21 protein-coding genes and 1 pseudogene are annotated in these 22,984 nt (G+C 69.3%); 12 read left to right on the plus strand and 10 right to left on the minus strand.

Features of this window, described 5'->3' with window-relative positions; genetic code table 11:
• The first annotated feature begins 15 nt into the window (after positions 1-15).
• Positions 16-1,326, plus strand: a complete 1,311-nt coding sequence (locus QSK21_RS11395; RefSeq protein ID WP_285695504.1) for a hypothetical protein — start codon at positions 16-18, stop codon at positions 1,324-1,326.
• A complete protein-coding gene (locus tag QSK21_RS11400; protein ID WP_285695506.1) occupies positions 1,323-2,519 on the plus strand; it encodes a DNA adenine methylase in 1,197 nt (398 codons plus the stop codon). Before QSK21_RS11395 ends, QSK21_RS11400 begins: the two co-directional genes overlap by 4 nt.
• A 99-nt stretch (positions 2,520-2,618) precedes the next feature.
• Here the strand turns inward: QSK21_RS11400 and QSK21_RS11405 are convergent, their stop codons facing one another.
• The 3 genes from QSK21_RS11405 to QSK21_RS11415 form a co-directional block, all read right to left on the minus strand.
• Positions 2,619-2,864 carry a hypothetical protein gene (locus QSK21_RS11405; RefSeq protein WP_285695507.1) on the minus strand — a complete coding sequence of 82 codons (246 nt, stop codon included), beginning with the start codon at positions 2,862-2,864 and terminating at the stop codon, positions 2,619-2,621.
• Positions 2,861-3,190 (minus strand): DUF6247 family protein, encoded by a 330-nt coding sequence (locus tag QSK21_RS11410; protein WP_285695508.1) that lies wholly within the window; start codon positions 3,188-3,190, stop codon positions 2,861-2,863. The genes QSK21_RS11405 and QSK21_RS11410 overlap by 4 nt, the downstream gene beginning before the upstream one ends.
• A 1,021-nt stretch (positions 3,191-4,211) precedes the next feature.
• Positions 4,212-5,063 carry a hypothetical protein gene (locus QSK21_RS11415; protein WP_285695509.1) on the minus strand — a complete coding sequence of 284 codons (852 nt, stop codon included), beginning with the start codon at positions 5,061-5,063 and terminating at the stop codon, positions 4,212-4,214.
• A 40-nt stretch (positions 5,064-5,103) separates the two neighbouring features.
• On the opposite strand from QSK21_RS11415, the gene QSK21_RS11420 reads away from it, so the two are divergent.
• Positions 5,104-6,384, plus strand: a complete 1,281-nt coding sequence (locus QSK21_RS11420) for an MFS transporter (RefSeq protein WP_285695510.1) — start codon at positions 5,104-5,106, stop codon at positions 6,382-6,384.
• A gap of 33 nt (positions 6,385-6,417) precedes the next feature.
• On the opposite strand, the gene QSK21_RS11425 is transcribed toward QSK21_RS11420, so the two are convergent.
• Together QSK21_RS11425 and QSK21_RS36105 are read right to left on the minus strand one after the other, a co-directional pair.
• A complete protein-coding gene (locus QSK21_RS11425; protein WP_285695511.1) occupies positions 6,418-6,861 on the minus strand; it encodes a hypothetical protein in 444 nt (147 codons plus the stop codon).
• A 223-nt stretch (positions 6,862-7,084) separates the two neighbouring features.
• A pseudogene (locus tag QSK21_RS36105) lies at positions 7,085-7,726 on the minus strand (phytanoyl-CoA dioxygenase family protein); the annotation flags it as partial.
• 47 nt (positions 7,727-7,773) lie between these two features.
• Between QSK21_RS36105 and QSK21_RS11430 the strand changes: the two are divergent.
• Complete coding sequence (locus QSK21_RS11430) at positions 7,774-9,252, plus strand: peptide deformylase (protein ID WP_285695512.1); 1,479 nt, start codon at positions 7,774-7,776, stop codon at positions 9,250-9,252.
• A gap of 112 nt (positions 9,253-9,364) precedes the next feature.
• On the opposite strand, the gene QSK21_RS11435 is transcribed toward QSK21_RS11430, so the two are convergent.
• Entirely contained in the window at positions 9,365-9,511 is a 147-nt protein-coding gene (locus QSK21_RS11435) for a hypothetical protein (RefSeq protein WP_285695513.1), read from the minus strand.
• 501 nt (positions 9,512-10,012) lie between these two features.
• Here QSK21_RS11435 and QSK21_RS11440 point away from each other — a divergent pair.
• Positions 10,013-10,885: a DUF6924 domain-containing protein gene (locus tag QSK21_RS11440; protein WP_285695514.1), complete on the plus strand. Its 873-nt coding sequence runs from the start codon at positions 10,013-10,015 to the stop codon at positions 10,883-10,885.
• Between the two features lie 29 nt (positions 10,886-10,914).
• Here the strand turns inward: QSK21_RS11440 and QSK21_RS11445 are convergent, their stop codons facing one another.
• On the minus strand, positions 10,915-12,447 hold the full coding sequence (locus QSK21_RS11445; RefSeq protein ID WP_285695515.1) for an AMP-binding protein: 1,533 nt from the start codon (positions 12,445-12,447) through the stop codon (positions 10,915-10,917).
• Positions 12,448-12,622: 175 nt separating this feature from the next.
• Here QSK21_RS11445 and QSK21_RS11450 point away from each other — a divergent pair, with 175 nt between their 5' ends.
• Positions 12,623-12,745, plus strand: coding sequence for a hypothetical protein (locus QSK21_RS11450; protein ID WP_285695516.1), 123 nt, complete (start codon positions 12,623-12,625; stop codon positions 12,743-12,745).
• A gap of 20 nt (positions 12,746-12,765) precedes the next feature.
• Here the strand turns inward: QSK21_RS11450 and QSK21_RS11455 are convergent, their stop codons facing one another.
• The 3 genes from QSK21_RS11455 to QSK21_RS11465 form a co-directional block, all read right to left on the minus strand.
• The gene (locus QSK21_RS11455; RefSeq protein ID WP_285695517.1) at positions 12,766-13,533 is read right to left on the minus strand and encodes an SDR family NAD(P)-dependent oxidoreductase; all 768 of its coding nucleotides are present in this window, start codon (positions 13,531-13,533) and stop codon (positions 12,766-12,768) included.
• 248 nt (positions 13,534-13,781) lie between these two features.
• A complete protein-coding gene (locus QSK21_RS11460) occupies positions 13,782-13,958 on the minus strand; it encodes a hypothetical protein (RefSeq protein WP_285695518.1) in 177 nt (58 codons plus the stop codon).
• Between the two features lie 358 nt (positions 13,959-14,316).
• Entirely contained in the window at positions 14,317-15,501 is a 1,185-nt protein-coding gene (locus QSK21_RS11465; protein WP_285695519.1) for an aminotransferase class I/II-fold pyridoxal phosphate-dependent enzyme, read from the minus strand.
• A gap of 157 nt (positions 15,502-15,658) precedes the next feature.
• On the opposite strand from QSK21_RS11465, the gene QSK21_RS11470 reads away from it, so the two are divergent.
• The 6 genes from QSK21_RS11470 to QSK21_RS11495 are packed head-to-tail and all read left to right on the plus strand — an operon-like array spanning position 15,659 to position 22,907.
• Positions 15,659-16,660, plus strand: a complete 1,002-nt coding sequence (locus QSK21_RS11470) for an ACP S-malonyltransferase (protein ID WP_285695520.1) — start codon at positions 15,659-15,661, stop codon at positions 16,658-16,660.
• Complete coding sequence (locus QSK21_RS11475) at positions 16,657-16,929, plus strand: phosphopantetheine-binding protein (protein WP_285695522.1); 273 nt, start codon at positions 16,657-16,659, stop codon at positions 16,927-16,929. The genes QSK21_RS11470 and QSK21_RS11475 overlap by 4 nt, the downstream gene beginning before the upstream one ends.
• Positions 16,929-18,161 carry a beta-ketoacyl-[acyl-carrier-protein] synthase family protein gene (locus QSK21_RS11480; RefSeq protein ID WP_285695523.1) on the plus strand — a complete coding sequence of 411 codons (1,233 nt, stop codon included), beginning with the start codon at positions 16,929-16,931 and terminating at the stop codon, positions 18,159-18,161. The genes QSK21_RS11475 and QSK21_RS11480 overlap by 1 nt, the downstream gene beginning before the upstream one ends.
• A gap of 2 nt (positions 18,162-18,163) precedes the next feature.
• A complete protein-coding gene (locus tag QSK21_RS11485) occupies positions 18,164-19,438 on the plus strand; it encodes a beta-ketoacyl-[acyl-carrier-protein] synthase family protein (protein WP_285695524.1) in 1,275 nt (424 codons plus the stop codon).
• Positions 19,435-20,658 (plus strand): GNAT family N-acetyltransferase, encoded by a 1,224-nt coding sequence (locus tag QSK21_RS11490; protein WP_285695526.1) that lies wholly within the window; start codon positions 19,435-19,437, stop codon positions 20,656-20,658. Before QSK21_RS11485 ends, QSK21_RS11490 begins: the two co-directional genes overlap by 4 nt.
• Positions 20,655-22,907, plus strand: a complete 2,253-nt coding sequence (locus QSK21_RS11495; RefSeq protein ID WP_285695527.1) for an MMPL family transporter — start codon at positions 20,655-20,657, stop codon at positions 22,905-22,907. The genes QSK21_RS11490 and QSK21_RS11495 overlap by 4 nt, the downstream gene beginning before the upstream one ends.
• Positions 22,908-22,984: the final 77 nt, after the last annotated feature.

A 22,984-nucleotide genomic window follows, 5' to 3' on the forward strand; every position in this document is an offset into this window, starting at 1 on the left:
GCTGCGGTTCGCGCCGTGGCTGATCAGCGCCAGTTTTATGTGCCGGCTGAGTCACTGCGGGATATGGAGGATATACAGCAGAAAATCCGGCATCGCGCCGACTTTCAGACTTCCGGCCCACGACTGTCCGCTGCGCTCGCCGTAGATGGTTCGTACGTTGTTGAGCGAGTTCGCGATGGATTGCCTTCGGTGCTTTACGGATTCGCGCAAGCTGCGGCTGCATACCTTAACTTGGCCATTTTGGAAACACAGCGGGCGGAGCGATTTGTCGACCCATATGAGATCGAAAGAGCGGTAAATACGGCGCTTGTGACTCTCGACCTTCCTGTAGCCGGCGCTTACACACGTGAGGGCGTCGACATCAAAACGTCCTGGCGGGAGGCAATCGATCAACTCTTTCGCACGAAGAAAATCGAGGTAAATCGCCTCAATCAGACTTTGCTAGAGCTACTCTTCCTTCTGCACGGGGCTCCTGGGGAGCCTGCAATAACGGTTCCTGTGAACTGTCCCACTGAGGATTGTAGTAAGGACGTTCGTGTCCCGTCAGCAGGCTTGAAGTGTGATACGTGCGAAACTTGGCTATTCCCGACTGATGTGCTACGCATCTCTGAGGAAGTGAGCGAGGAGGGTAGTAATCAGTCTGCCCTTGGCCGGCTCATGTCCGTTGTTGAGCTCTTGGTCCTAGTCGGACTGGCGACTCTCCTGTGGGAGCAGTCTCGTCAGGAACTCCTTCCTGCCACGCTATTCATCGTGGACGGTCCCCTCGCTATGTATGGCCCTCCAGCGAAGCTGCGCGGTCGAGCTCTTGATTACTTTCAAAAAATGTCTTCAACCACTCCCGGAGCGGCGCCTTTTGTTTGCGGCATTGAAAAAACCGGCGTAATGGTTGACTATGCTCGGCAGTTGGCTCGCCATAATGTGTTGAAACCTGGTGACCTGCTCGTTTGTGATGAAGATATTATTGCCCGCGTTACCAACGCTTCCAATGCCCGGGCGTATGGAAAAGAGACTTATTGGGGTCGCAAATTCGTCTACCGTGCGCTGGATGGGCGGGTAATAGTACCGACTGTCATGCCGCCGCACGGGGCGCCATATGATGCTCACGGTGGACAACCAGACCCAAAGGATTACCCCACCCTTGCCTCAATTCTCGATGTGGTCGACCGCACCGGATCATCAATGTATGCAGACGGGATCATCCCTGTGGCGGCCGCGCATGGGAAGGCAGCGTTCCCCATTGGTGTCGGCACAGATGTTCTACGGTTGGTCGCTACAACGCGACTTGGACTCGACCGGGCATCCTACGGTTCTAATGTAGTACGATGATCGCTGTGAAAGTATCCGCACGTGATCAAGACTCCCTGCGCGCGGCAAACTTGCTTCCGGTTGGAACGACGCCACGTAAAATCGAGAGCGCTCCAGCTGAGGTCACTCATCCTCTGGCGTTTGGACGATATCAAAGCCCACTCCGATATCCAGGTGCTAAGAGCGGCTTGACTCGTGTGATTGGCGAGCTCCTTGCCGCCGCTCAGCGATCCGCTCAGATCAAAAAAATAGACCTTCTCGTGGAAGCGTTTGCCGGTGGTGCGTCCACTAGTCTCAGATTGGTGGGGGCAGGCATCGTTGAGCGGACTCTGCTTGCGGATGCCGATCCGATGGTGGCGGCCTTCTGGCAAGTGGCTGCCTCGCGCACGCAAGAACTTATCGAACGAATTGCCGACGAGTATACGAAATACGTTGCCGTCGGAGGAGATACAGCTCTAGAGCGTTGGGACTACTGGCGTGCTTGGACTGCGGCACCTGGTATCGGCCGATCAACAAGGGATCTAGAGTTCGCCACGAAATGCCTATTCTTGAACCGTACTACGTTCTCTGGAATTCTGCATGGGCAGGCTGGGCCAATTGGTGGCCGTGCCCAAACCTCTGAGTATGGCATTGGGTGTAGGTTCAATCTCAATAGCTTGACGAAGCGACTTGCATATATAGGGCACCTTTACGACACGGGTCGGATTGTGGACGTCTGGCTCTCGGACTGGAAAAGCACGCTGCATGGTGTCGCATCTCACTATAAGACGCTGCTCCCGGATCGCGTAGTGGCGTATCTTGATCCGCCGTATCTTTCAAAGTCGGGCAAGCTATATCAGCGCTCGTTTGATGTTCGGGCTGTTGAGGCCGGCAATGATCTGGATTGGGTGAGCGCACGGCAGCATTACGATTTGGCGGAATACCTCCGAGAAGAGATGCAGTACCGCTGGATCTTGTCCTACGACTATAACGAGCGACTGCTTACAGATGGGGCGCTTTATGCAGCAAAAGCGATGCGTCCTACGAGTTCTAGTCGCGAGTTGAAGGGTGTTAGGTCTTGGCGTATTAGCAAGCGCATCGTAACGCTGAATTATTCAGCCTCATCACGAACTGGACGTGGTCCAGCGCAGGAGCTACTGCTTACCACGCTTCCGCCGACTACAGTGCCAATCAATGAGAGGCTGCAATTGTGTCACATGACTGAAGGGGTGTAGGTGGAGTTCCGGGAGGTCATGAGACGACTCCGGCCCATATTAGCCCCTCGTAAACTTTGTTAAGGGAGACCGAACGAGCGGAGCGGGCTTGAGTTAGAATCAGCCCGTCCAGGTAATGTCGAACACGCGGATGGTCTCCTTGGTTTCGTCGACGTAGAAGGAGACCAGACCGTAGGTCCCGAAAATGACTTGGCGGAACTCGGGTTCGCTGTTGTAGAGCGCCATGGCGTCCCACGGGCGTTCCGCGACGTCGGCGAGCCTGCTCACCAGAGCGTCGAAGGCGTCGCTTGGCAGCCCGCCAACCTGGGCGAGGGCTGTGGCGTGTAGTTCGACGCGGTAGCTCAACGAGCGCCGTCCGTACGCTCCGCCCAGCCAGGGATTGCCTCGCTTGCCGGCACGAAGGCGGACGGATCGCCGCTACGGGCTTGCTCCGCCCGCTGTGCGAAGTCGGGGCTGGCGTAGGCCGTGGCGCGCAGGTGCCAGAGGCGCAGGACGTCTTGAAGCTGCTGGTAGCGCCACAGCTCGTGGGCGGCGTCGAGGGCGCTGCGGTAGTCCCGGATGAAGCGCTCCCGTTCGTCTTGCGGGAGCCGACGCAAAATGTCCTCGGGGTCGAGCGGATTGTTCTCAAGCGGCTCAGCCGTCACGTCGCCCTCCCACCGGTCGAGGCTCATCCTGCTGGCAACCTACTGGCAACCTGCTGTAACTGGATCCCTTGGACGAGTTTACGGTCCTTGGGCCGGAAGTGCGGGAACGACGGACACAAAGGCTGTGCCCGCGTTCGAGCGGGCTGAGGTTAAGGTGCTGCCGCGCGGCTTCCGGTGCTCGGGCCGTGGCCGGCCCTGCGCTCTGGGTCCGCTTGCCCTCGGATTGGGCGGGTGCTGTCGCAGGTCGGCGGAGCCTGCTGTACAGCAGCGGAGTACAGCAACGACGGCACATTGTGGCTGACGTCCGCTGCCGTTGGCACATGTCATGACGTGCTGGAACGCCTGACGGAGCAGGGTTGCCGGTAGTTCGCATCGAGGGGGTCAGGGGTTCAAATCCCCTCAGCTCCACCCAGGGTCCTTCTTGAGATGGCCTGAGGTTGTTTGACGAGATCCCGTTCGATCGTGAGATCGAACGGGATCTCATCGTTGGGTGGGCCGACCGCGGTGGTGGGTAGTAGCGGTCTCGCGGTGTGGATTGGTGCGTGTGGTTGTCGGCGCGGGGGTCAGCGGCCGACGGGTGGTGGTCGTCCGCGGCGGGACGGCGGGGTGCCTTCTTGCGTCGGGGTGGACGGCCGGGTGGTGGTGTCGGGGATGGACTCGGCTGGTTGGCGGGTTTGTTCCCAGGCTGCGGAGATGTGCAGGTTCGCGACCATGACCATCAGGGCGGTCAGGATCGTTTGTGCGGCTTGGCCGTGCACGAGGCGATGTTTGGGGTCGGCGAGGTCGATGAAATGGCTTTTGAGCCTGCCGTTAATGCCTTCGGTTCGTGCTCGGATGGCTTTGTAGGGCGCCGGTCCAGGGCTCGGTCAGGTAGTGCAGTTCCTGGTGGAGTTTGAGGAGGTCGCCCAGGTCGCTGGGGTGGACGGTGATGGTCTGCTGCCTGCAGATTCGTGGCAGCGACTCGGGTGGTGGCGGGTTGCGGAGTTCGTCGACGGGCAGCGTGACGGTGGGTTTGGCCGCTTGGTGCGGGCGCGTTGCCGGGTGTCGGTCAAATCGATGGAAGTCCGGCGGCCGGGCGTGGCGGTTTTCTTGGGATGCAGCCGGTTGCGGCGGGGCATTGCAGCCGAAACGTGCCGTGTGAGTCGGGTCGCTGTTTGAGCTTGAGGTAGAAGGGCTCGCGGGCGGCGATCAAGTCGAGCAGGGTGTCGCTGGGTGCACGGACGGCTTTGTCGTCCAGACCGGTGGTGGCTTCGGCCAGCGGCGCGGGAGTGAGGGGCAGGCCAGGTTCCCGTCGATGAGGGATGCGCCGTGCACGCTGCCTTGGATGCCGCGGCGGTCCCTGTTCGTAGTCCAAGACAAGTTGATAGCCCCGGTCGCGGGCGGGACGGGCGAAGTTGGTGGCGGTCTGGTCGGTGTAGGCGCGATCGACCGCCAACAACCCGATCGGCAGGCCCGGCGGCGCGAAGTCCGTCCAGGGCGGTGACGGCGTTAGGGCCGGTGCGTTTGCCGGGGGTGTCCAGGACCAGCCCGAGCGCGAGCTGGGGATGGGACCGCCGGTTAGGCGTGCGGCGACGGCGAGGGTGGCGCTGTAGTGCCAGCCTGCGGTGATCTCGATCGAGGCCAGGTGTTTGGAGCGTCGGGGTGGGCGCGCGAAGGCGGGGACGGCGGTGGTGCGATCCCAACGTCGCCGTTCCAGTGCCGCAGCTGCCCGCGGGTGGTGATGGTCGTGCCAGGCGGCGGCCAGGCGATCGGCCTGGGCTTGGGGCAGGCGGCTGCGCCGGTCGGCGCGGGCGGGGTCGGTCAGGCTGGTCAGCCGGTCGAAGGTCCGGTAGAGCCGCCGGGCCGCCTGCGGACGGTGGGGCTTGGTGTTTCCGGTGAGTTGCCGAGGGAGCTGCGGCACCCTGGTGGGCTGTGTCGGCCAGGACGCCGGGAGGGCATCTATGGGGTATCTGCGGCTGTTGCGACGGCCTCGCATTCTGCTGTTGTGGGCGGCGCAGACGCTGAGCGTGCTCGGCGACCGGATGTACGCGCTGGTCGTGATGTGGCTGGTGTGGGAGACCACCGGATCGGCCGCGCTTATGGGTCTGGTCGCGGTTGTGGAGTCGGTCCCCTACATCGCGGCCGGGATGATCGGTCATCGTCTGCTCGGCCGCTTCTCGACGCTCGGTCGGCTGGCCGCCCTCGACGCGGCGCGGATGCTGGTGGTGGCAGCGCTGCCGGTGGTGTGGGCGGTGCACGGGGCGAGCCTGGCCGCGCTGCTGGTCGTGGCTGCGCTTCTGGGAGTGCTAGGCGCGCTGTTCGATCCGAACTTGGGCGCCCTGGTGCCGGACCTGGTACGCGCCGATGAAGTTCAGGCCGTCACCGGGCTGATGGATCTGGTGGGTCGGATCGCCCGCATCGCCGGCCCGGGCGCGGCCGGGCTGCTGCTCCTGGCACTGCCCGAAATCACGCTCTACGTTGTGGACGCGGTCACGTTCGGGGTGTCGGCGGCCGTGCTGACGCTGCTGGCCCGGCGGCAGACGAAGACGCCGGCGACCGCGACGGGCAGGCGGGAGCCGATCGTAATGGCGCCCGCACTGGGGCGGCCGCGGGCGTGGCGGCTGGTGTCGGCGTACCCGGTGACGGCGTGCATGGTCGCCCTGCACGGGGCCGGGCAGATGCTGCTGGGTGTCGCGCTGGTGCTGCCTGCGTTGCTGGCGCTGCGCGGCGGCGACAGCTCGACTCTCTACGCAGCCGTGTCGACGGCGACCGGGGCCGGTGCGGTGCTGACGAACATGGTGGTCGGCAATGTGCGCGCAGCGATGGTGTTCCCGGGCGCGTATTGCGTGGCGTGGATCGTGCATGGCGTGGTGATGGCCGCCACGGGGGTGGTGGGATCGGCGGGGTGGATTGTGGCGCTGTCGCTGCTGGCCGGGGCTGTCGGCCCGTTCCTGGCCGTGGGGCTGCGCACCCACTTGGCCGAGTTCGAGCGCAGCGAGCGGCTGGCCTGGATGACGCTGGACCAGACGGTACTGCGTGCCGCTGGGACGGCCGGAACACTTGTTCTGCCGATGCTGGCGGCGCCCCTACCGGCGACCGGGTTCGTGGTGGGAGGCGTTGCCACGGTGGCGGTCGCGGCCCTGGCATGGGCGGCGGCCGGCGTCCTGCGGTCCCGTGCGGTGTCGCGGGCGGGCGGCGGGGCTCTGGTGGCCGAGCATGCGGGCGGGCCCTCCCCGCGCTGAGGAGGGCCCTTGGGCACGCCTGCGGCGCGGAGTTCAGACGGTGCCGTCGTCGGGGTCGAGCCGCCAGTGGGTGACCTCGACGTTCTCCAGCGGGATGCCGATCTGGGCGTACACGTGGCGGTGCATGCGGCCGAACCAGGCGACCTTGCGCTCGGCGTAGAACTCCTCGTCGTACCAGGCGACGCCGAGGATGATGGTGCCACCGCCGTGGGCGTTGTCGGGGTCGGCCTGGAAGTAGGTGGACTGCCAGTCCCAGAGCATCATCTCTTCGGGGCGGGCGCGCAGCCGCTCGTCGGATTCGCGGATCGCATCCACGCACCGCTGGACGGTGGCCTCATCGGGGCAGTAGTAGCGGCAGTCCGACCAGGCGACGAGCTGCTTGTCGCCGCGGCGGGCGGTGTCGTCGTCCTCGCCGATCAGGACCCTGATCCGGGTGACGGCCTTCTCCGGAGCCTCGTACATCGTGCGGGTGGTCATGCCCTCTGTCTCCTTCCGGTTGGCGGGCAGGGCAGTGCGGGAGGCGGGTCAGCGGGTGGTGGACCAGGTACCGGCCACCAGGCACAGCGGCACTGGGTTGGTGTCCGCTGTGGTGTACTGGATCGCGTCCGGGGCGACGTAGCAGACGTTGAGCCCCATGCGGGTGCAGCGCGTGGTATTGGGGGCCGACCGGTGGATCAGCCGCACGTCCCATCACCAGGGTGCCCCCGGTCGCCAGCGGCACCGCCTCGTGAGCGTCATTGGCGGGCGGTTCGGCCAGGGTGAGAGGGGCGCCGCGGCCGCACTTGTCGGCGCCGCGCACGTGCGGCCGGTACCCGCCGGCGTGTGAGCCGGGAACGACTCGCAGGCAGCCGTTGGCGGCTGTGGCGTCGCTGATGGCGAACCACACCGAAACTGCGCGCTCGGGGTCGAGCCGGTAGGTCTGGTTGTTGCCGTCCTGATGCGGCGGAACGGCGAACTGGCCGGGACGCTTGACCAGTAGCAGCGTGGGCTCGGCCACCGCGATGACCGGGCCGATCCGCGCTCGGACAGCTGCAAGGACCTGCGGCCGGGTCAAAACCCTACGCGCCCACGGTAAGCGGTGAAGCGGCGAGCAAGTGATGTCGCTGATGGCGGCCACGGCGAGCTGGTAGGCGATGCGCTGGGCGTGCGTCGGCGTAGCCCAGGCGATCCCTGCCCGGTAGCCGGCGCCGTGGGCGGTTGACTGCGCGGGAGCGTCCAGAGTTTCCAATGAGGTGCGAGTCACCGGGTCCTCCTGGGATGGTTCGGGCCGCCTTGTGGGCGGCCGTTCCGCATTCAGAGGACTACGGGTGGCGAGGATGAGACCATCGTGCGCAACGGTCATTCACGATTCATTCATGCAATTCACCGACGCTCACGGAAGGCCCGATCGTGTCGGGAGAGCCCTCCGCCCCGCGAGAGACCGCCTCGTTCGGTGACGCGCTGGCCTTATGGCGGACCCGGCGCCGGATGAGCAAACGCGCGCTGGCCCAGGCGATGGGATTCGACCCCTCCTACGTCTCGCACATCGAGTCCGGGCGGCATCACGCCTCGGCCGACTTCGCACGCAAGGCCGAGCAGGTTCTATCCGCCGGGGGTGACCTGTGGCAGGCATGGCAGGCCGCACCCTCGGCCACCCCCGCTGGCGCCGTGACCGCGCGGGGGCCGGCCGGGCTGGTAGTCGAGTTCGACCACGCCGAACTGCGCTACGACGGCCACACCTACACCGCGGCGATGTCCCGGACCATTGTCAACACCGGGCCCGACCCGGTCACCCGCTACCTGATCCGCATCAGCGTCGACCGCCACCCCGGTGACCCGGAGGCATCCAACCGGCTGTACCGGCGGCACCCGCTCACCTTCGATGATCTCGGCCTTTCCGCGTCCTGCGACGGTGAGCCGATGACCTGGCAGCCCAAGCTGGACCGCGACTCCTTCAAGGAGGTGTGGCTGTGCTTCGACAACGACCGGGGCCGGTTTCCGCTCTATCCGGGACAGCGCGCCACCCTCCGCTACTCCTACCGCGTCTCCGACGCCCAATGGGGACAGTGGTTCCAGCGCGCCGTACGGCTGCCCACCCTGAACCTGTCGGTCCGCCTGGTGTTCCCCGGAGAGCTGGCGGCAACCGTGTGGGGCACCGAAACCTCCACCACCGCCGAAGCCGTCACGCTCCGGACCCGGATCACCCACCGGCAGCACGACGACGGCCAGGACGTGTTCGACTGGGCGACCACTGACCCGCCGCTGAATGCCCGCTACCGGCTCGAATGGCGATTCCGTGGCCGCGACGACCAGGCCCGTGCCCCCGAACTACGGCTGGCCAGTGACCGAATGAAGGCCGCCGGGATCGTCCAGCAAGGAGACCCGGTGCTCACACAGGTTGCCGAGCCGTTCGGCCTACCCGCCGAAGCCGGCCAGGCCGCAGAGGTGATCGACGCGCTGCTGACAGCCATGCAACGTGTCCGTGAGCACCATGTGTTCGGCAAGGGCATGGGCCTGGCCGCCCCGCAGATCGGCATCCCGCGCGCGGCCGCGATCGTGCAGCCGCCCGGCGATGACGCAGAACCGCTAACTCTGCTCAACCCACGCATCGTCGCCGAGGACGGCGACGTCGACGAGCAGTACGAGGGGTGCCTGTCGTTCTTCGACGTTCGCGGCCTCGTCCCCCGGACCCGCCGCGTGGAGGTTGAGCACACCGCCATGGACGGCGCCCGCACCATCACAGTGTTCACCGACGCCCTGGCCCGTCTGGTTGGGCACGAAATCGACCACCTGTACGGGCGGCTCTACACCGACCGGATGCGCCCCGGTGTCCAGCCCATCCCGGTGGAGGAGTATCGCGGCACCGGTCAAACCTGGACCTACCAGTGACCAGACCCCAGATGCCAGACCGTACGGCGCTACTCGAAGGAGAGAGGTCGCTGCGTCCCCGGACCTCAGCGGCCCCTCTCATGATCATCTAGAGGGGTGCCAACCGACATCCTCACTCGATGTATAGATCCGATTTCCGGCTGTGAACGGCCACCTCGGCGTGCACGATGACGCGGATCCGGTCGACGACACCGCTCGCGTGCAGCCGCTGGACGCCTCCCCTGATCCGGACGGGTGCCGCCTCGAGCCGGAGGTGCATGAGCCAAACGTCGAACGCTGTGTGCGGGCACGGTTCGGTGCTGGCGGGGGAGCCGACGAGGGCGCCTCCTCGGTGACGAACCGCGTGGGGTTCTGCCTCCGCGTTCCGGCGTGTGGCTGCCTTGGCCGGATGAGGGGGCGCTGATCCCGTCCAGTAGGGCCAGAAGCTTGTCGAGGTCATCGACATTGCTACCTGCTGGGGCCGCTTTGGCGGTGGGGAGGTTTGACCAGGCGGGCGCTTTCGCGCCATAGGCGTTCTGGGCCGGTGGTGTGCGGCTGGTCGAGGTTGCCGCTCTTGTTCCGGATGTGCCCCGTTCACGGTTGTGCCGGGTCGAGACTTGACGCCAGCGCGTACACGCACATCGCGTTCATGTGGTGCGTGCGAGACCGCGCGGAGATGCGTCCCGCGGTGCTGGACGACGTGATCGACCGGCTCGCGGAATGTCCCTCTGTGGCCATCATCATGATTGGGAATCGCCGCAGCGGCCCTTGAAGGAGAGCCATGTCCTTTCCCGAGCTTCCTAAGCCCGCGCCCGGCGAAGTGTTGTTGGTTTGTACGTGCTATGAGGACCGCACGGCGCTGTGGGGAAGGCTGCTTGGCGAGATCGAGGGGCGCCGAGAAGGGGATGTGCTTCACGTTGAGGGCGGCAGGGTGCGGCTTCGTGTGCTCGAAGGGCACGGATGGCACGGCCTGCTCGGGGGGCACGTGCCGGCGCTTGTGCCGCCCGGCTCACCTGCACCGTTGATGGTCCTCTTGGCCGACATTCCGGTGGTCTATGGCGGGGACGCCCCCTTGCTGGTGGATTTGGCGCAGATACTCGGGCGCGGCGTCCGGGTTCCGTCGGCCCGGCTCGGTGAGGTGTTGGGCGCGTTGCTGGACGGCGCGCTCACGTTCGACCATCTGGTGGGCGACATGGACGTGACCGGGATCTATCAGGGGGACGGAGGCCGACCGGCCTTCCTCGCGACCACCACGCCGTCGCGGTGGACCTTCCCCTCACTGCCCTCCCCGGCCGGCCCGCTGCTGGTCCGTACCTCCTTCGACGACGAGGAGGGCTGGGTCGGCAGGAACATGGACCTGGACGAGATCGACGTCCAGCGCTTTCCGCTGACGGCGTTGGTCGTCGACGACCGGGCCTTCGAGGACCTCCGGCCGGGGCAGGTCCCCACGCTGGTCGCGCTCGCCGACGCCAGGACCTTCGCCGAGCCGGGCCGGCCGCTGACCGTCGTCGATCTGTGGGACACCCCGGGGCAGCCGGCGGTCCTTCCTTGCGGCATGGTCGGATTGATGGCGTGCAATCTGGAGATCGGCAACATGGATTTCCGCGACTTCGTCCCAGAGAAGGACGTCAAGCCGTGGTGGGAGGACTCCTGAAAAGAAGTGGGTCGCTCGGGAACCGTTTTTTAGATGGTGCGGCCTGTGTTCTGCCAGTAGGGGTCTCGTAGGAGGCGTTTGAAGAGCTTGCCCGAGTCTTCGCGGGGGAGTTCCCTTTCGAAGACGACCACTCGGGGGACCTTGTAGCCGGCGAGGGATTCGCGGACGTGGGCCTTGACCGTGTCCTCGGTGATGCCGTCGTCGGCGACCAGATGGCAGGCCAGGGCCTCGCCGTACTCCTCGTCGGGGATGCCGAAGACCGCGACGTCGGTCACGCCCGGCATTCCGATCAGGCAGTTCTCGATCTCGGCGGGATAGATGTTGACCCCGCCGGAGATCACCATGTGGTTGCGCCGGTCGGTCAGGTAGAGGTAGCCGTCCTCGTCCAGGTAGCCCATGTCGCCGACGCTGACGTAGCCGTCCCGTTCCATGGCGCGGCGCTTGTCGTCGGCGCCCATGTAGGTGAAGTCCGGCCAGAACGGCGGTGGTTTGAGGTAGACCTCCCCGACCTCTCCGGGCGGCAGCGGCCGGTCGTCGGCGTCGAGGATCCGGACGTCCGCGCCCTCGATCGCCTTCCCGACCGTTCCGAGGTGGGCGAGGTACTGCTCGCTGTCACAGGCGGTGACGATGCCCGTCTCGCTGCCGCCGTAGTACTCCAGGATGATCGGGCCCCACCAGTCGATCATCGCCTTCTTGACGTCCGGCGGGCACGGGGCGGCGGCGTGCACGACGGCCTTGAGGCTGGAGACGTCGTATCGGTTCCGCACCTCCTCGGGCAGCTTGAGCAGGCGGACGAACATGGTCGGCACCATCTGGATGTGGTCGATCCGTCCGGTCTCGACCGTCCGCAGCAGCTCTTCCGGGTCGAAGCGGGGCATGACGGTGAGATCGCAGCCGGTCGCCAGGGCCACGGTGGCGTGCGCGTACGGGGCGGTGTGGTACAGCGGCGCGGGGATGAGCGTGCGCATGCCGGGTTCGAGGCCGAAGTGCTTGAGAATGGTCATGGCCCCTTGCATGGTCTTCTCGGGCGTCGTGGCATCGCGCAGGATGCCTTTGGGCGTGCCCGTGGTGCCCGAGGTGTAGACCATCCCGATGAGCTGCCGCTCGGCGGGTTCGGCGATCGGCTCGGTCTGGGCGATCAGCGTCTCCAGCATGGGGTGGCGGCCGGACGCGGCGGTCCGCGCGGCGCCGAGCGCGTACGCCTCGGCGACCTCCGGCGGCACCTCGACCTCGATGATCCGCGCGTCCGGGGGCAGCACGGCCTCGACCGGGCCCAGCAGGTCGGTGTGGACGAACACGACCTTGGCCGCGCTGTCGACGAGCAGGTGGCGCAGGTCGTCGCCGGACCAGTGCCAATTGCAGGGCACCGGCAGCGCCCCCGCCAACTGGCCTCCGAGGTGGGCCTCGACGAACGCGATGTCGTTGCGCATCACGGTGACGATGCGGTCGCCGGGGCGGACGCCCATCGCCTGCAGGACGTTGGCGATGATGGCGGCGCGCTGCTGCACCTCGGCGTGACTCCGCGCGCGGGGGCCCGAACGGATGGCAGGTACGTCGGACACGGTTCGGCCCTCCTGGAGGCGAGTGGGCGGGCAGCCGGGCCGCTGATCGATCCTCAAGCGAATCTAGAACGTGCTCGTCCGCCCTACAACCGTCGCGTGGAAGCGGCCGACGGTGACGTCATAGGTCGCTGGCTTTGGCGGCTGCGGCGGCCAGGAGGTTGACATGGTCGCGTAGGTGGGCAATTTCTCCGTCGCGTACGGTGAGTACGACGCACAAGATGCACCGGACGGCTCGGCTCAGGCCGAACGCCTGCTCGCCCTTTTCGTGAACGGGCTTCGTTACGGTGCTGTGCGCTGATGGCCAGGCCCGGAAGTACGTTACTTTGCCGCTTCGGGGTCTTGGCCTTGGGCGGAGCGGCCTCCGTCGACCGGGATTATCGCGCCGTTGATGAAGTCGGCGTCATCGGAGAGCAGATGGGCGACCGTGGCCGCCACCTCTTCCGGGCGGCCCACTCGGCCCAAGGGGTGGAGCGACCGCATTTCCTCCACGATGCGCGCCGCGGTCGCCGGTTCCAGTTCTCGCAGGTACGTCTCGTAGCGTTCGGTCGCGATGGAACCCAGGGCCACGGCGTTCGTGCGGATTCCTTGCGGGCCGTAGTCGACTGCCAATGCTCGGGTCAGTCCTTCGATCGCGGCCTTTGCCGTCGCGTAGGAAACGGAGCCGCGGACCGGGCGCTGTGCCTGGTGGGACGAGACGTTGACGATCGCTCCGCCTGTGCCCGCGGAAAGGAAACGGCGGATCGCCGTTACACAGCCGGTCACGGTCGGGGCGACGTTGCGTTGGACGCTGTCGAGAAGTTCTCGTGCCGCCGGGAGTTCCAGGGACGCGGGCGGGAAAACGGCGGCGTTGTTCACCCAGCCCCTGAGCGGGGCGGCGGCTTCGGCCAGGTCGGCGGCCTGTTCGGTCACCGTTTCCGCTGCGGCGCTCCCGGTGACCGCCTTGAGACGGTCGGCCGCTGGATGGTCACGAGTCCAGTCGGCTGACAGGTCGATCACCACGACGTGGCCCCCGTCGGCCAGCAGGCGTTCGGCGATGGCGCGGCCGATTCCCCGGCCGCCCCCGGTCACCACGAAACCGGCGGCCATCCGCTACTCCGGACGGGTGAAGCAGACGCGCTGGATCGCCGGAGCGCGTCCGTTCGGCGCCCAAAGGCAAGGGCAGGGAACCTGGTCCGCCATGTGTCCCGTCCGTACGTTGCGAGATCTGCAATGCGGACCAGGTTATCCCGGCCGTGTCGATGTTCGGGAGATGAGGAGGGTTTCGCCCGTCACCTGCCGGGATTCGATGGCGGTGTGGGCCTCGGCGGCGTGGTCCAGTGGGAAGGACTGGCCGATCAGAGGTTACCGGCGATGCCCTTGGCGACGAGTTGAGGGCGTCGGCTCGGCTCCTGCTGGAAATCTTGGACGGTGCGCAGGGTCATGCCTCGGCGGGCCGGTTTGCGGGTGGTGCGGGCGGCTCCTATGACGCGGGCGCCCGCGTTCCGGGCCAGTTCGATGAGAAGGGCGCCCATTCCGCCTGTCGCTCCGACGACCAAGACCCGTTGTCCGGGGCGGATGTCGGCGGCCTCGAAGAGGTTGCATCGCCGCGGCGCCGTCATTGGCCAGTGCGGCGGTCGTTGTGAAGCCGACGGTGTCCGGGATGCGGGCGGGTTCGCGGGGACGGTCACACGGTCGGCGTACTCGCCCCGTTCGGATCTCCGTTTCCAGCATCAAAGTTTGGATGGCCGCCACGTCGATCACGACTTCGCCCGTGGCGGGCTATCCCGAGGTCAAGATCCTCCCGCCACGGGGCGGACTTCGCCTCGTTCTTCTACGAGTCGATGGTGAACAGTTCGTCTAGCGGAAGGCGGGCTGACCGGCACGCCGCGGTCAGTCGATCAGCCGGAGGCGGCGGCCAGCCGTCGCGAACGCCTCCAGGATGCGGTCGACCTGGGCCGGGGTGTGGGTGGCGGTGACGCTGACGCGGATCAGTGCCCGGCCTTCCGGGACGCCCGGGGGCACCATCGCGTTGGTGAAGACGCCCTCGTGGAACAGCTCCGTCCAGAAACGGAAGCACCGGAGGGTCTCGCCGACGTGGACGGGAATGGTGGGCGTCCCGGCGCGGGTGGTGGTGAAGCCGAGCGTGTCCAGCCCGGCGCCGAGGCGTTCGCCGGTGGCCAGGACGCGGCGGCGGCGTTCGGGTTCGGTGCGGATGATGTCGAGCGCGGCGAGCGCGGCGGCGGTGTCACCGGCCGGTAGCGAGGCCGTGTACACCGCCGCGCGGGCGTGGTGCCGCAGGTAACGGATGACCTCCTCGGGTCCGGCCACGGCGCCGCCGATGGTGCCGAAGCACTTGGAGAAGGTCAGGGTGTGCAGGTCGACGGCCGAGGGCATGCCGTAGTACTCGGCGGCGCCACGGCCGTTCTCGCCGAGCAGGCCGATGTCGTGGGCGCCGTCGAGGACGACGCGGGCGCCGTGCCGGCCGGCGAGCTTGCCGATGCCGGGCAGGTCGCACAGGTCGCCGCTGGTGGAGAACATGCCTTCGGTGGCGATGAGCCGTCCGGAGTCCGGGGAGGTCTCGTTCAGCAGCCGGCCGAGGTGCTCCATGTCGTTGTGGCGGAACCGCAGCAGCCGGGATCTGCCGAGCCGGACGGCGTCCACGAACGACGCGTGCATCGCGCGGTCGGCCAGCAGCACGTCGTCCGGGCCGAACAGGGGGGCGAGGGCGAGGTTGGCCTGGTACCCGGTGGAGGTGACCATGGCCGCCTCGTGGCCCAGGAACTCGGCGAGCCGCCCTTCCAGCTCCTCGTGCAGCGCCAGGGTGCCGTTGGCCATGCGGGAGCCGGAGTTGCCGGTGCCGTGCCTGCGCAGCGCCTCGGTCGCGGCGGCGGCCGGACGGGGGTCGGTGGCGAGCGCCAGATAGTCGTTGGATCCCGCCATCAGGACCCGCCGGCCGCCGCACACGATCTCGTTGGGCGCGGGCCGCTCCGAGATCGCCTTGTAGAAGGGGTAGACGCCCAGGGCCTCGACGGCCTTGTCGTCCCGGAAGGCGTGGCATTTGCCGAACACGTCCATGGCGACCCATGACTACAGCCCGTGAGCGCCCTGGCCGGGGAGGACCGGGCGGCGTGTTGCGATCCGGGCTTGGCCAGGGATTTTTCGGGAGAAGTTGATCGAAGCCTTACGCGGGGCGGCGTGACGTGCGGTGGGGCCGTGACGATACTCCGTGGCCATGTGCCGAGCCGATGCCGTGGGGTGGACGCCGCTCGCGGTGGTGTTCCCCGGCCAGGGCGCCCAGACCGTGGCCATGGGCGCGGTCTGGCGCGGCCACCCGGCGTGGGCACTGGCCGAGCGCGCCGAGGACGTGCTGCGGCGGAGCCTGCGGCCACTGCTGCTGGACGAGCGGCGCGCGCCGCAGGGGACGGCCGAGACGCAGCTCGCGGTGTTCCTGACCTCGATGATGGCCTGGAAGGCGCTGCGCGCCGAGGCCGTGACGCCGGCCGTGCTGGCGGGGCATTCGCTGGGGCAGATCAGCGCGCTGGCGGCGGCGGGGGTGCTGGGTTTCGACGACGCCGTCCGCCTGGTGGAGCGGCGCGGGCAGGTCACCGACGAGGTGTGCGCGAGCGAGCCCGGCGGGATGGTGGCGGCGCTCTCGCGGGACGCCGGCCTGGACGCCGAACGGGCCGCCGCGGCGTGCGAGGCGGCGCCGGGCGAGTGCTGGACGGCCAACGACAACGCGCCCGGCCAGGTCGTGTACTCCGGTACGGCACGGGGCCTGGACCGTACCGTCGAGCGCGCCCGAGAGCTGGGCGCGCGCAGGTTCCACCGGCTGAACGTGGCGGGTCCGTTCCACACGCCGCTGATGGCGCCCGCGGCCGGGCGGCTGACCGCGTTCGCGCGTTCGCTGGCGTTCGCCGCGCCCGGCCGCCCCGTGATCCTCAACGCGGACGCGCGTCCCGCCGGGCCGGGCACGCCGTGGCCGGACCTGCTCGGCGAGCATCTGGTCCGGCCCGTGCGCTGGCGCGCCACCCAGGAGCTTCTGGGCCGGTACGGGACGGCCGCGCTGGTGGAGGTCGGACCGGGCACCACGCTGGCGGGGCTGGCCCGGCGCACGGTCCCGCACCTGCACATCCTGTCGGCCGGCTGTCCCGCGACGGCCGCCCGCGCCGCCGCGTTCCTGCGCCGCCCCACCGCGCCTCCGCAACCGAACACGGGAAGGACATCCGATCGATGACCGATGACGAGATCTTCCAGCTACTGCGCCCGCTGTGCGCCCGGGTGCTGTCGGTGGAGCCGGCGGACGTCACGCCCGCCGCCGACCTGCGGCGCGAACTGGGCGCCGACAGCCTCGACCTGGCCGAGCTGGCCATGTCGGTCGAGGACGTGTTCGGCCTGGCCGTGCAGGAGGAGGCCACCGGCAGGGCCCGCACGGTCGGGGACGTGATCGGGCTGATCAGGTCCGGTCTGGACGGGGAGAGCCGGCTCGCGGGCAGGCCGGCCTGATGGCGCGGCGGACCCGGGTCGCGATCACGGGCATCGGGGTGCGGACGCCCATGGGCGACCACCCCAAGGAGCTGTGGAACGCGCTGACCGCGGGACGGTCCGCCGCGTCCCGCATCACCCGGTTCGGCACCGACGGGCTCCCCGCGGACTTCGCCTGCCAGGTGCCGCCGTTCGACACCGCCACGTACATGACGGCCAAGGAGGCGAGCCGGATGGACCCCGCCACCGTGCTGGCGTGCTGCGCCGCCTCCGACGCGCTCGCCGACGCGGGGGGCCCGGCGGCGCCGCCGGAGCGCCGCGCCGTGGTGATCGGGACCGCGATCGGCTCGAACCGGACCATCGAGTCCACGCTGCTCGACAACGGCGGCACCGACCGCGGGCGCCCGTATCCCATGCACGTGCCGAAGGGGATGCACAACGCCGCCGCGGCGGCGATCAGCATGCGGCACGAGATCCTGGGGCCGAGCCTGACGGTGTCGACCGCCTGCGCGTCCGGGGGCCATGCGATCGGGGAGGGGCTGCGGCTGCTCCGCGACGGGTCGGCCGACCTCGTGCTCGCGGGTGGCGCCGACGCGTGCGTGTCGCCCACCAAGATCCTGGCGCTGGCGCGGGCGGGCGCGCTGTCCCGGCGGGTCGGGGACCCGGCGGGCGCGTCACGGCCGTTCGACTCCGGCCGGGACGGGTTCGTCCTGGCCGAGGGCGCGGCCTGCCTGGTGCTCGAACCGCTGGAACGGGCACGGGACCGTGGCGCCCGCGTCTACGCCGAGGTCGCCGGGTACGGGCGGACGTCCGACGCCTACCACCTGACCATGCCCGACCCGGACGGGGCCGGGGCGTACCGCTGCATGCGGCAGGCGCTCGACGACGCGGGGCTGACGCCGGGCGAGGTCGCGCACGTGAACGCGCACGCCACCGGGACTCCGCACGGCGATCTGGCCGAGGCGCGGGCGATCGCCCGGCTGTTCGGCCCCGGCGGGGTGCCGGTCACGGCGCCGAAGAGCATGCTCGGCCACGGGCTCGGCGCGTCCGGTGCGGTGGAGGCGGTCATCGCGGTGCTGTCCCTGCTCCACCGGACGGTGCCGCCGTCGATCAATCTGGACGACCCGGATCCGGCCTGTGAGATCGACGCGGTGGTGCGCCCGCGTCCCGCCGCGCCGGGACCGGTGCTGTCCAACTCCTTCGGCTTCGGCGGGCACAACGCCTCGCTCGTCCTGGCACCGGCCGCGACCTGACCATGTTTCCGGAGCATGCCGACGGGCGGGGGCGGCCCCGGGTGGCGATCACCGGGATGGGAGTGATCACACCCGCGGGGGAGACCCTGGACGCGTTCTACGCGAACGTGCACCGGGGCCTCGGCCTGGCCGGGCCCGTGACCCGTTTCGACGCCGACGGCCTGCCGACGCGCATCGCCTGCGAGGTCCACGGGTTCGACGCGACCGACTACCTGCCCCCCAAGGACGTGCGGCGGCTGGACCCCTTCGCGCGGTTCGCGGTCGCCGCCGCGTTGCGCGCCGTCGAGGACGCCGGGGCGCCGCGCGGCGACCCGTACCGGCGCGGCGTGGTGTGCGGGACGGCTCTCGGCGGCCACCACATCGTCGCCGAGCAGGCGCTGGCCTGCGCGCGCAAGGGACCGTTGCGGGTCAGCGGGTTCCTGGCGCCGATGGGCATGGACAACTCGCCCGCCGCCGCGATCTCGGCGCGTCTCGGCTGGCTGGGTCCCGCCCTGACGGTGAACACCGCCTGCGCGGCGGGGGCGACCGCGATCGGCGAGGCGGTCCGCTGGATCCGTTCCGGCGACTGCGACACGGTCCTGGCCGGGGGGACGGACGCGGGCGTGAACCGGCTGATGATGGCCGCGTTCAGCCGGCTGCGCGCGCTCAGCAGGCGCAACGACGAGCCGGAACGCGCGTCCCGTCCCTTCGACAAGGCACGCGACGGCTATGTGATGGGGGAGGGTGCGGCGTTCCTCGTCCTGGAACGCCTGGACGTGGCCGCGCGGTGGGGTGCGCGGGTCTACGCGGAGGTCGCCGGGTACGGGCACACCTCGGACGCGTACCATCCGACGGCACCGCTCCCCGACGGGACGCAGGCGGCGCGCTGCATGCGCCTGGCGCTGGCCGACGCGGGCCTGGACCCGTCCGACATCGGGCACCTGAACGCGCACGGGACCGGGACCAGGCTGAACGACGCCATGGAGGCCACGGCCCTGACCGCGGTGTTCGGCCAGGCACCGCCCCCCGTCACCGCGCCCAAGGGGGTGCTCGGCCATCTGATGGGGGCGGCGGGCGCGGCCGAGGCGGTCGTCGCCGCGCTGAGCGCGCGGGACGGTCTCGTGCCGCCCGTCGCCAACCATGAGGACGGCGACCCCGAGCACCCCCTGGACATCGTCACCGTCGCTTCGCGCCGTGTCCGTCCCGGAGCGGCGGTGCTGAGCAACTCGTTCGGGTTCGGCGGGCACAACGCCGGCCTTGTGATCGCCCCCCACCGACTGGAGGTGGCAGGACCATGACGAGGACCATCGGGACGGCGGTCAGGGTGGAGGCGGTGCGGCGCCGCACGCAGCGGCGCCGGTTCATCGAGTTCCCGTATCGGCTGTATCGGGACGACCCTGTCCACGTGCCGCCGCTGCGCCGGGACTGCCGGCGCCTGCTCAGCCGGAGACGCAACCCCTTCTTCGAGTACGGCGAGGTGGGGCTGTTCCTGGCGTACCGCGGCGGGCGGGTCGCCGGGCGGATCGCGGCCGTGCACAATCCCCGCCACAACGCCGTGCACGGCGTCCGCGACGGGTTCTTCGGGCAGTTCGAATGCGAGGACGACCCCGACGCCGCGGTCGCGCTGGTCCGCGCCGCCGAACGCTGGCTGCGCGGGCGCGGGCTCACCTCGATCGTCGGCCCGGTCAACTTCACCACCAACGCCGAATGCGGCGTGCTCGTGGACGGGTTCGGCACGCCGCCGCGGGTGCAGATGCCCTACAACCCGCCCTACTACGAGGCGCTGCTGCGGCACGGCGGGCTGAGCAAGGTCAAGGACCTGTGGGCCTGGGAACGGGACATCTCGGCGCTCGACGCCCGGCTGCTGCACGTCGCCGAGCACGTCCAGGACCGCCACGAGATCACCGTGCGGAGCGTCGACCTGGGCCGCTTCGAGTCCGAACTGGTCCGGATCAAGTACGTCTACGACACCGCCTGGGAGCGCAACTGGGGCTTCGTGCCGATGACGGACGCGGAGTTCACCGCCCAGTCCCGCGAGTTCCGCAAGATCTGCGACCCCTCACTGGTCCTGCTCGCCGAGGCCGGCGGCGAGCCGGTCGGTGTCGCCTTCGCGCTGCCCGACCTCAACCAGGCGCTGCCCGCCGCGCGCGGCCGCCTCACCACGATGGGCGTGCCCATCGGCATGGTCAGGCTGGCTCGCGCCATACGCCGGATCGATCGGGCGCGCGGGGTGCTGCTGGGAGTCGTCCCCGAGTACCGCAACCGCGGGATCGAGGCGCTGCTGTACGTCCGCATCCAGCAGGCGCTCCGGAACGGCGGCTACCGGGGCGCGATCGAGCTGGGCTGGACGCTTGAGGACAACAAGCCGATCGTGCGCAGCCTGACCGCGCTCGGCTGCCGCCACACGAAGACCTACAGGCTCTTCCGGAGGGACCTCACGGCCGGGACCGGCGAGGCGCCTGCCGCGTCGCCGGCGACCGCCGTGCTGCTGGAGACCGCGGATCGAGGATCGGCGTGACGCCGTCCCCGCAGGCGACGCTGGAGCGGACGCTCCGGGAGGCGCCCGCGCCGCCCGCCGGCTCTCCGCCGGGACGCCGCACCCGGCGGCGCGCGCTGCTGGTGCTGTGCCTGGCCGCCGCCGGTTTCCTGGGTGCGCTCGCGGCCGGTCACGACGTCCACGAACGCCTGACGCCCGGTGGCACCATCGCGATCGGCGCCGAGTCGGGGCAGGCCGATGAGCTGCTGCGCGCCGGGTTCCGGGCCGGGGATCCCGACCTTGTCCTGGTGGCCCGCGCCGGTGGTCCGGTGGACGGCGCCCGTGCCGATGAGGCGGGGTCGCGGCTCGCCTCGCGGCTGGCCGCCGCACCCGGCGTCGCCCACGTGACCTCGTACTGGGAGGCGCGGGACCCGTCACTGCGCAGCCGCGACGGCCGCGCCGCACTGATCGTGGCCCAGTTGGAAGGCGACGAGCTGTGCCGCATCGAGACCGCGCGGCGGCTCGTCCCCGGCCTCACGGGACGGCACGGCCCGCTGGAGGTCGGCGCGACCGGCAAGGCCCAGGTGAGGGCCGAGATCCAGGACCGCAGCGAGCGCGACCTGCGCTGGGCCGAGCTCATCGCGGCGCCGCTGACCCTGGTCGTCCTGCTGCTGGTGTTCGGCGGCGTGCTCCCGGCCGCGCTGCCCGTCCTCGTCGGGGCGCTGGCCGTCACCGGCACGATGGCCGTCCTGCGCCTGCTCACCCTGGTCACGGACGTGTCGGTGTTCGCGATGAGCGTCGCGAGCGCGCTCGGCTTCGCCCTGGCCGTCGACTTCAGCCTGTTCGTCGTCACCAGGTTCCGCGAGGAGCTGGCGGCGGGACGCGATCCGGCGGGCGCGATCGGCGTCACCCTGCGCACCACGGGGAGGGCGGTGGGGTTCTCGGCGGCCGCCGTGTCGCTGTCGCTGGCCGCGCTGCTGATCTTCCCGTTCACGATCCTCCGGTCGATCGCGTACGGGGGCATCGCGGTCACGGTCCTGGCCGCGCTGGGCGGTCTTGTGGTGCTTCCGGCGGTACTGGTGCTGCTGGGGGACAGGATCAATGGGACGCGGGTGCCCGGCCGGCACCGTGGCCGTCCGCCCGGGTACGCGTGGCATCGGCTCGCGATGGCCGTCATGCGCCGTCCGCTGCGCGTCGCCGTTCCCACCGCGCTGCTGCTGGCCGCGCTGGGCCTGCCCTTCCTGGGCGTGCGGTTCGGCATGTTCGACGACCGCCTCCTCCCCCCGGACGCGCCCGCCGCCCAGGCTTCGCACCAGGTGCGCAGCGACTTCGACCTGGCCGCCGTCTCCACGACATCGGTCGTCCTGCCCGAACTGCGCGTCACCGCATCCGACCACGGGTGGTCGGCCGCGCGCCTGGACGCCTATGCCCGGCGCCTGTCGTCCCTGGACGGTGTCACCCGCGTCGACACCGCCACCGGCTCCTACACGCGCGGCACCGCCGCCCGCGTCGCGAACGTCGACGGCCGGTTCACGGGACCCGCCGGCACCTGGCTGGCGATCTCCACGGCGCACGAGCCGGCCTCGGTGGAGAACGGCGAGCTGGCCGAGCGCATACGCCTGGTGCCCGCCCCCGGCAAGGCCAGGGCGGGCGGGCCGGGGGCGGAGCTCGCCGACATCAGGGAGGGCGTCGGCACACGGCTGCCGATGGCGCTGGGCCTGGTGGCGATGGTGACGTTCGCCCTGATCACGGCGCTGACCGGGAGCGTGGTGCTCGGCGCGAAGGCGCTGGTGATGAACGCGCTGAGCCTCGGCGCGACGTTCGGCGTGCTCGTCCACATCTTCCAGGACGGGAACCTGCGCGGCCTGGTCGGGGACTTCGCCGTGACCGGCTTCGTGGACGCCCTGGCGCCCGCGCTGCTGTTCTGCGTCGCGTTCGGCCTGTCGATGGACTACGAGATCTTCCTTCTGGCGCGGATCACCGAGGAGTACCGGCGTGGCGGCGACACCGTCACCGCCGTCGCCACCGGCCTCCAGCGCACCGGACGGCTGTTCACCTGTGCCGCGCTCGTCTTCGCCGTCGTCATGGCGGCGCTGGCCACCTCGGGTCTGGCCCTGCTCAAGATGATCGGCGTGGGGCTCGCGCTGGCGGTCCTGCTGGACGCCACGCTGGTGCGGGCGCTGCTGGTCCCCGCCGTGATGCGGCTGGCCGGGCGCGCCAACTGGTGGACGCCCCTTTCCAGGAACGACGGTCGGTCGTTTTGCCGGGGCATCGTCTCCGCCAGGCGATGATTTTGACGTCCCCGCGACGATCACCGTTACCAAGGGCGGCATCGGGGAAGGTGCCGTAGTCGTACCGCTGGTACGGA

Origin of the sequence: Actinomadura sp. NBRC 104412 (assembly GCF_030269515.1) — a bacterium.
Taxonomy (GTDB): domain Bacteria; phylum Actinomycetota; class Actinomycetes; order Streptosporangiales; family Streptosporangiaceae; genus Spirillospora.

Coding starts and splice junctions, on each gene's coding strand:
- QSK21_RS11490 (WP_285695526.1), top strand. CDS start 19,435: ATGACGAGGACCATCGGGACGGCGGTCAGGGTGGAGGCGGTGCGGCGC.
- QSK21_RS11470 (WP_285695520.1), top strand. CDS start 15,659: ATGTGCCGAGCCGATGCCGTGGGGTGGACGCCGCTCGCGGTGGTGTTC.
- QSK21_RS11435 (WP_285695513.1), bottom strand. CDS start 9,511: ATGCACCTCCGGCTCGAGGCGGCACCCGTCCGGATCAGGGGAGGCGTC.
- QSK21_RS11475 (WP_285695522.1), top strand. CDS start 16,657: ATGACCGATGACGAGATCTTCCAGCTACTGCGCCCGCTGTGCGCCCGG.
- QSK21_RS11480 (WP_285695523.1), top strand. CDS start 16,929: ATGGCGCGGCGGACCCGGGTCGCGATCACGGGCATCGGGGTGCGGACG.
- QSK21_RS11460 (WP_285695518.1), bottom strand. CDS start 13,958: ATGGGCGCCCTTCTCATCGAACTGGCCCGGAACGCGGGCGCCCGCGTC.
- QSK21_RS11400 (WP_285695506.1), top strand. CDS start 1,323: ATGATCGCTGTGAAAGTATCCGCACGTGATCAAGACTCCCTGCGCGCG.
- QSK21_RS11410 (WP_285695508.1), bottom strand. CDS start 3,190: ATGAGCCTCGACCGGTGGGAGGGCGACGTGACGGCTGAGCCGCTTGAG.
- QSK21_RS11455 (WP_285695517.1), bottom strand. CDS start 13,533: ATGGCCGCCGGTTTCGTGGTGACCGGGGGCGGCCGGGGAATCGGCCGC.
- QSK21_RS11440 (WP_285695514.1), top strand. CDS start 10,013: ATGTCCTTTCCCGAGCTTCCTAAGCCCGCGCCCGGCGAAGTGTTGTTG.
- QSK21_RS11425 (WP_285695511.1), bottom strand. CDS start 6,861: ATGACCACCCGCACGATGTACGAGGCTCCGGAGAAGGCCGTCACCCGG.
- QSK21_RS11465 (WP_285695519.1), bottom strand. CDS start 15,501: ATGGACGTGTTCGGCAAATGCCACGCCTTCCGGGACGACAAGGCCGTC.
- QSK21_RS11420 (WP_285695510.1), top strand. CDS start 5,104: ATGGGGTATCTGCGGCTGTTGCGACGGCCTCGCATTCTGCTGTTGTGG.
- QSK21_RS11485 (WP_285695524.1), top strand. CDS start 18,164: ATGTTTCCGGAGCATGCCGACGGGCGGGGGCGGCCCCGGGTGGCGATC.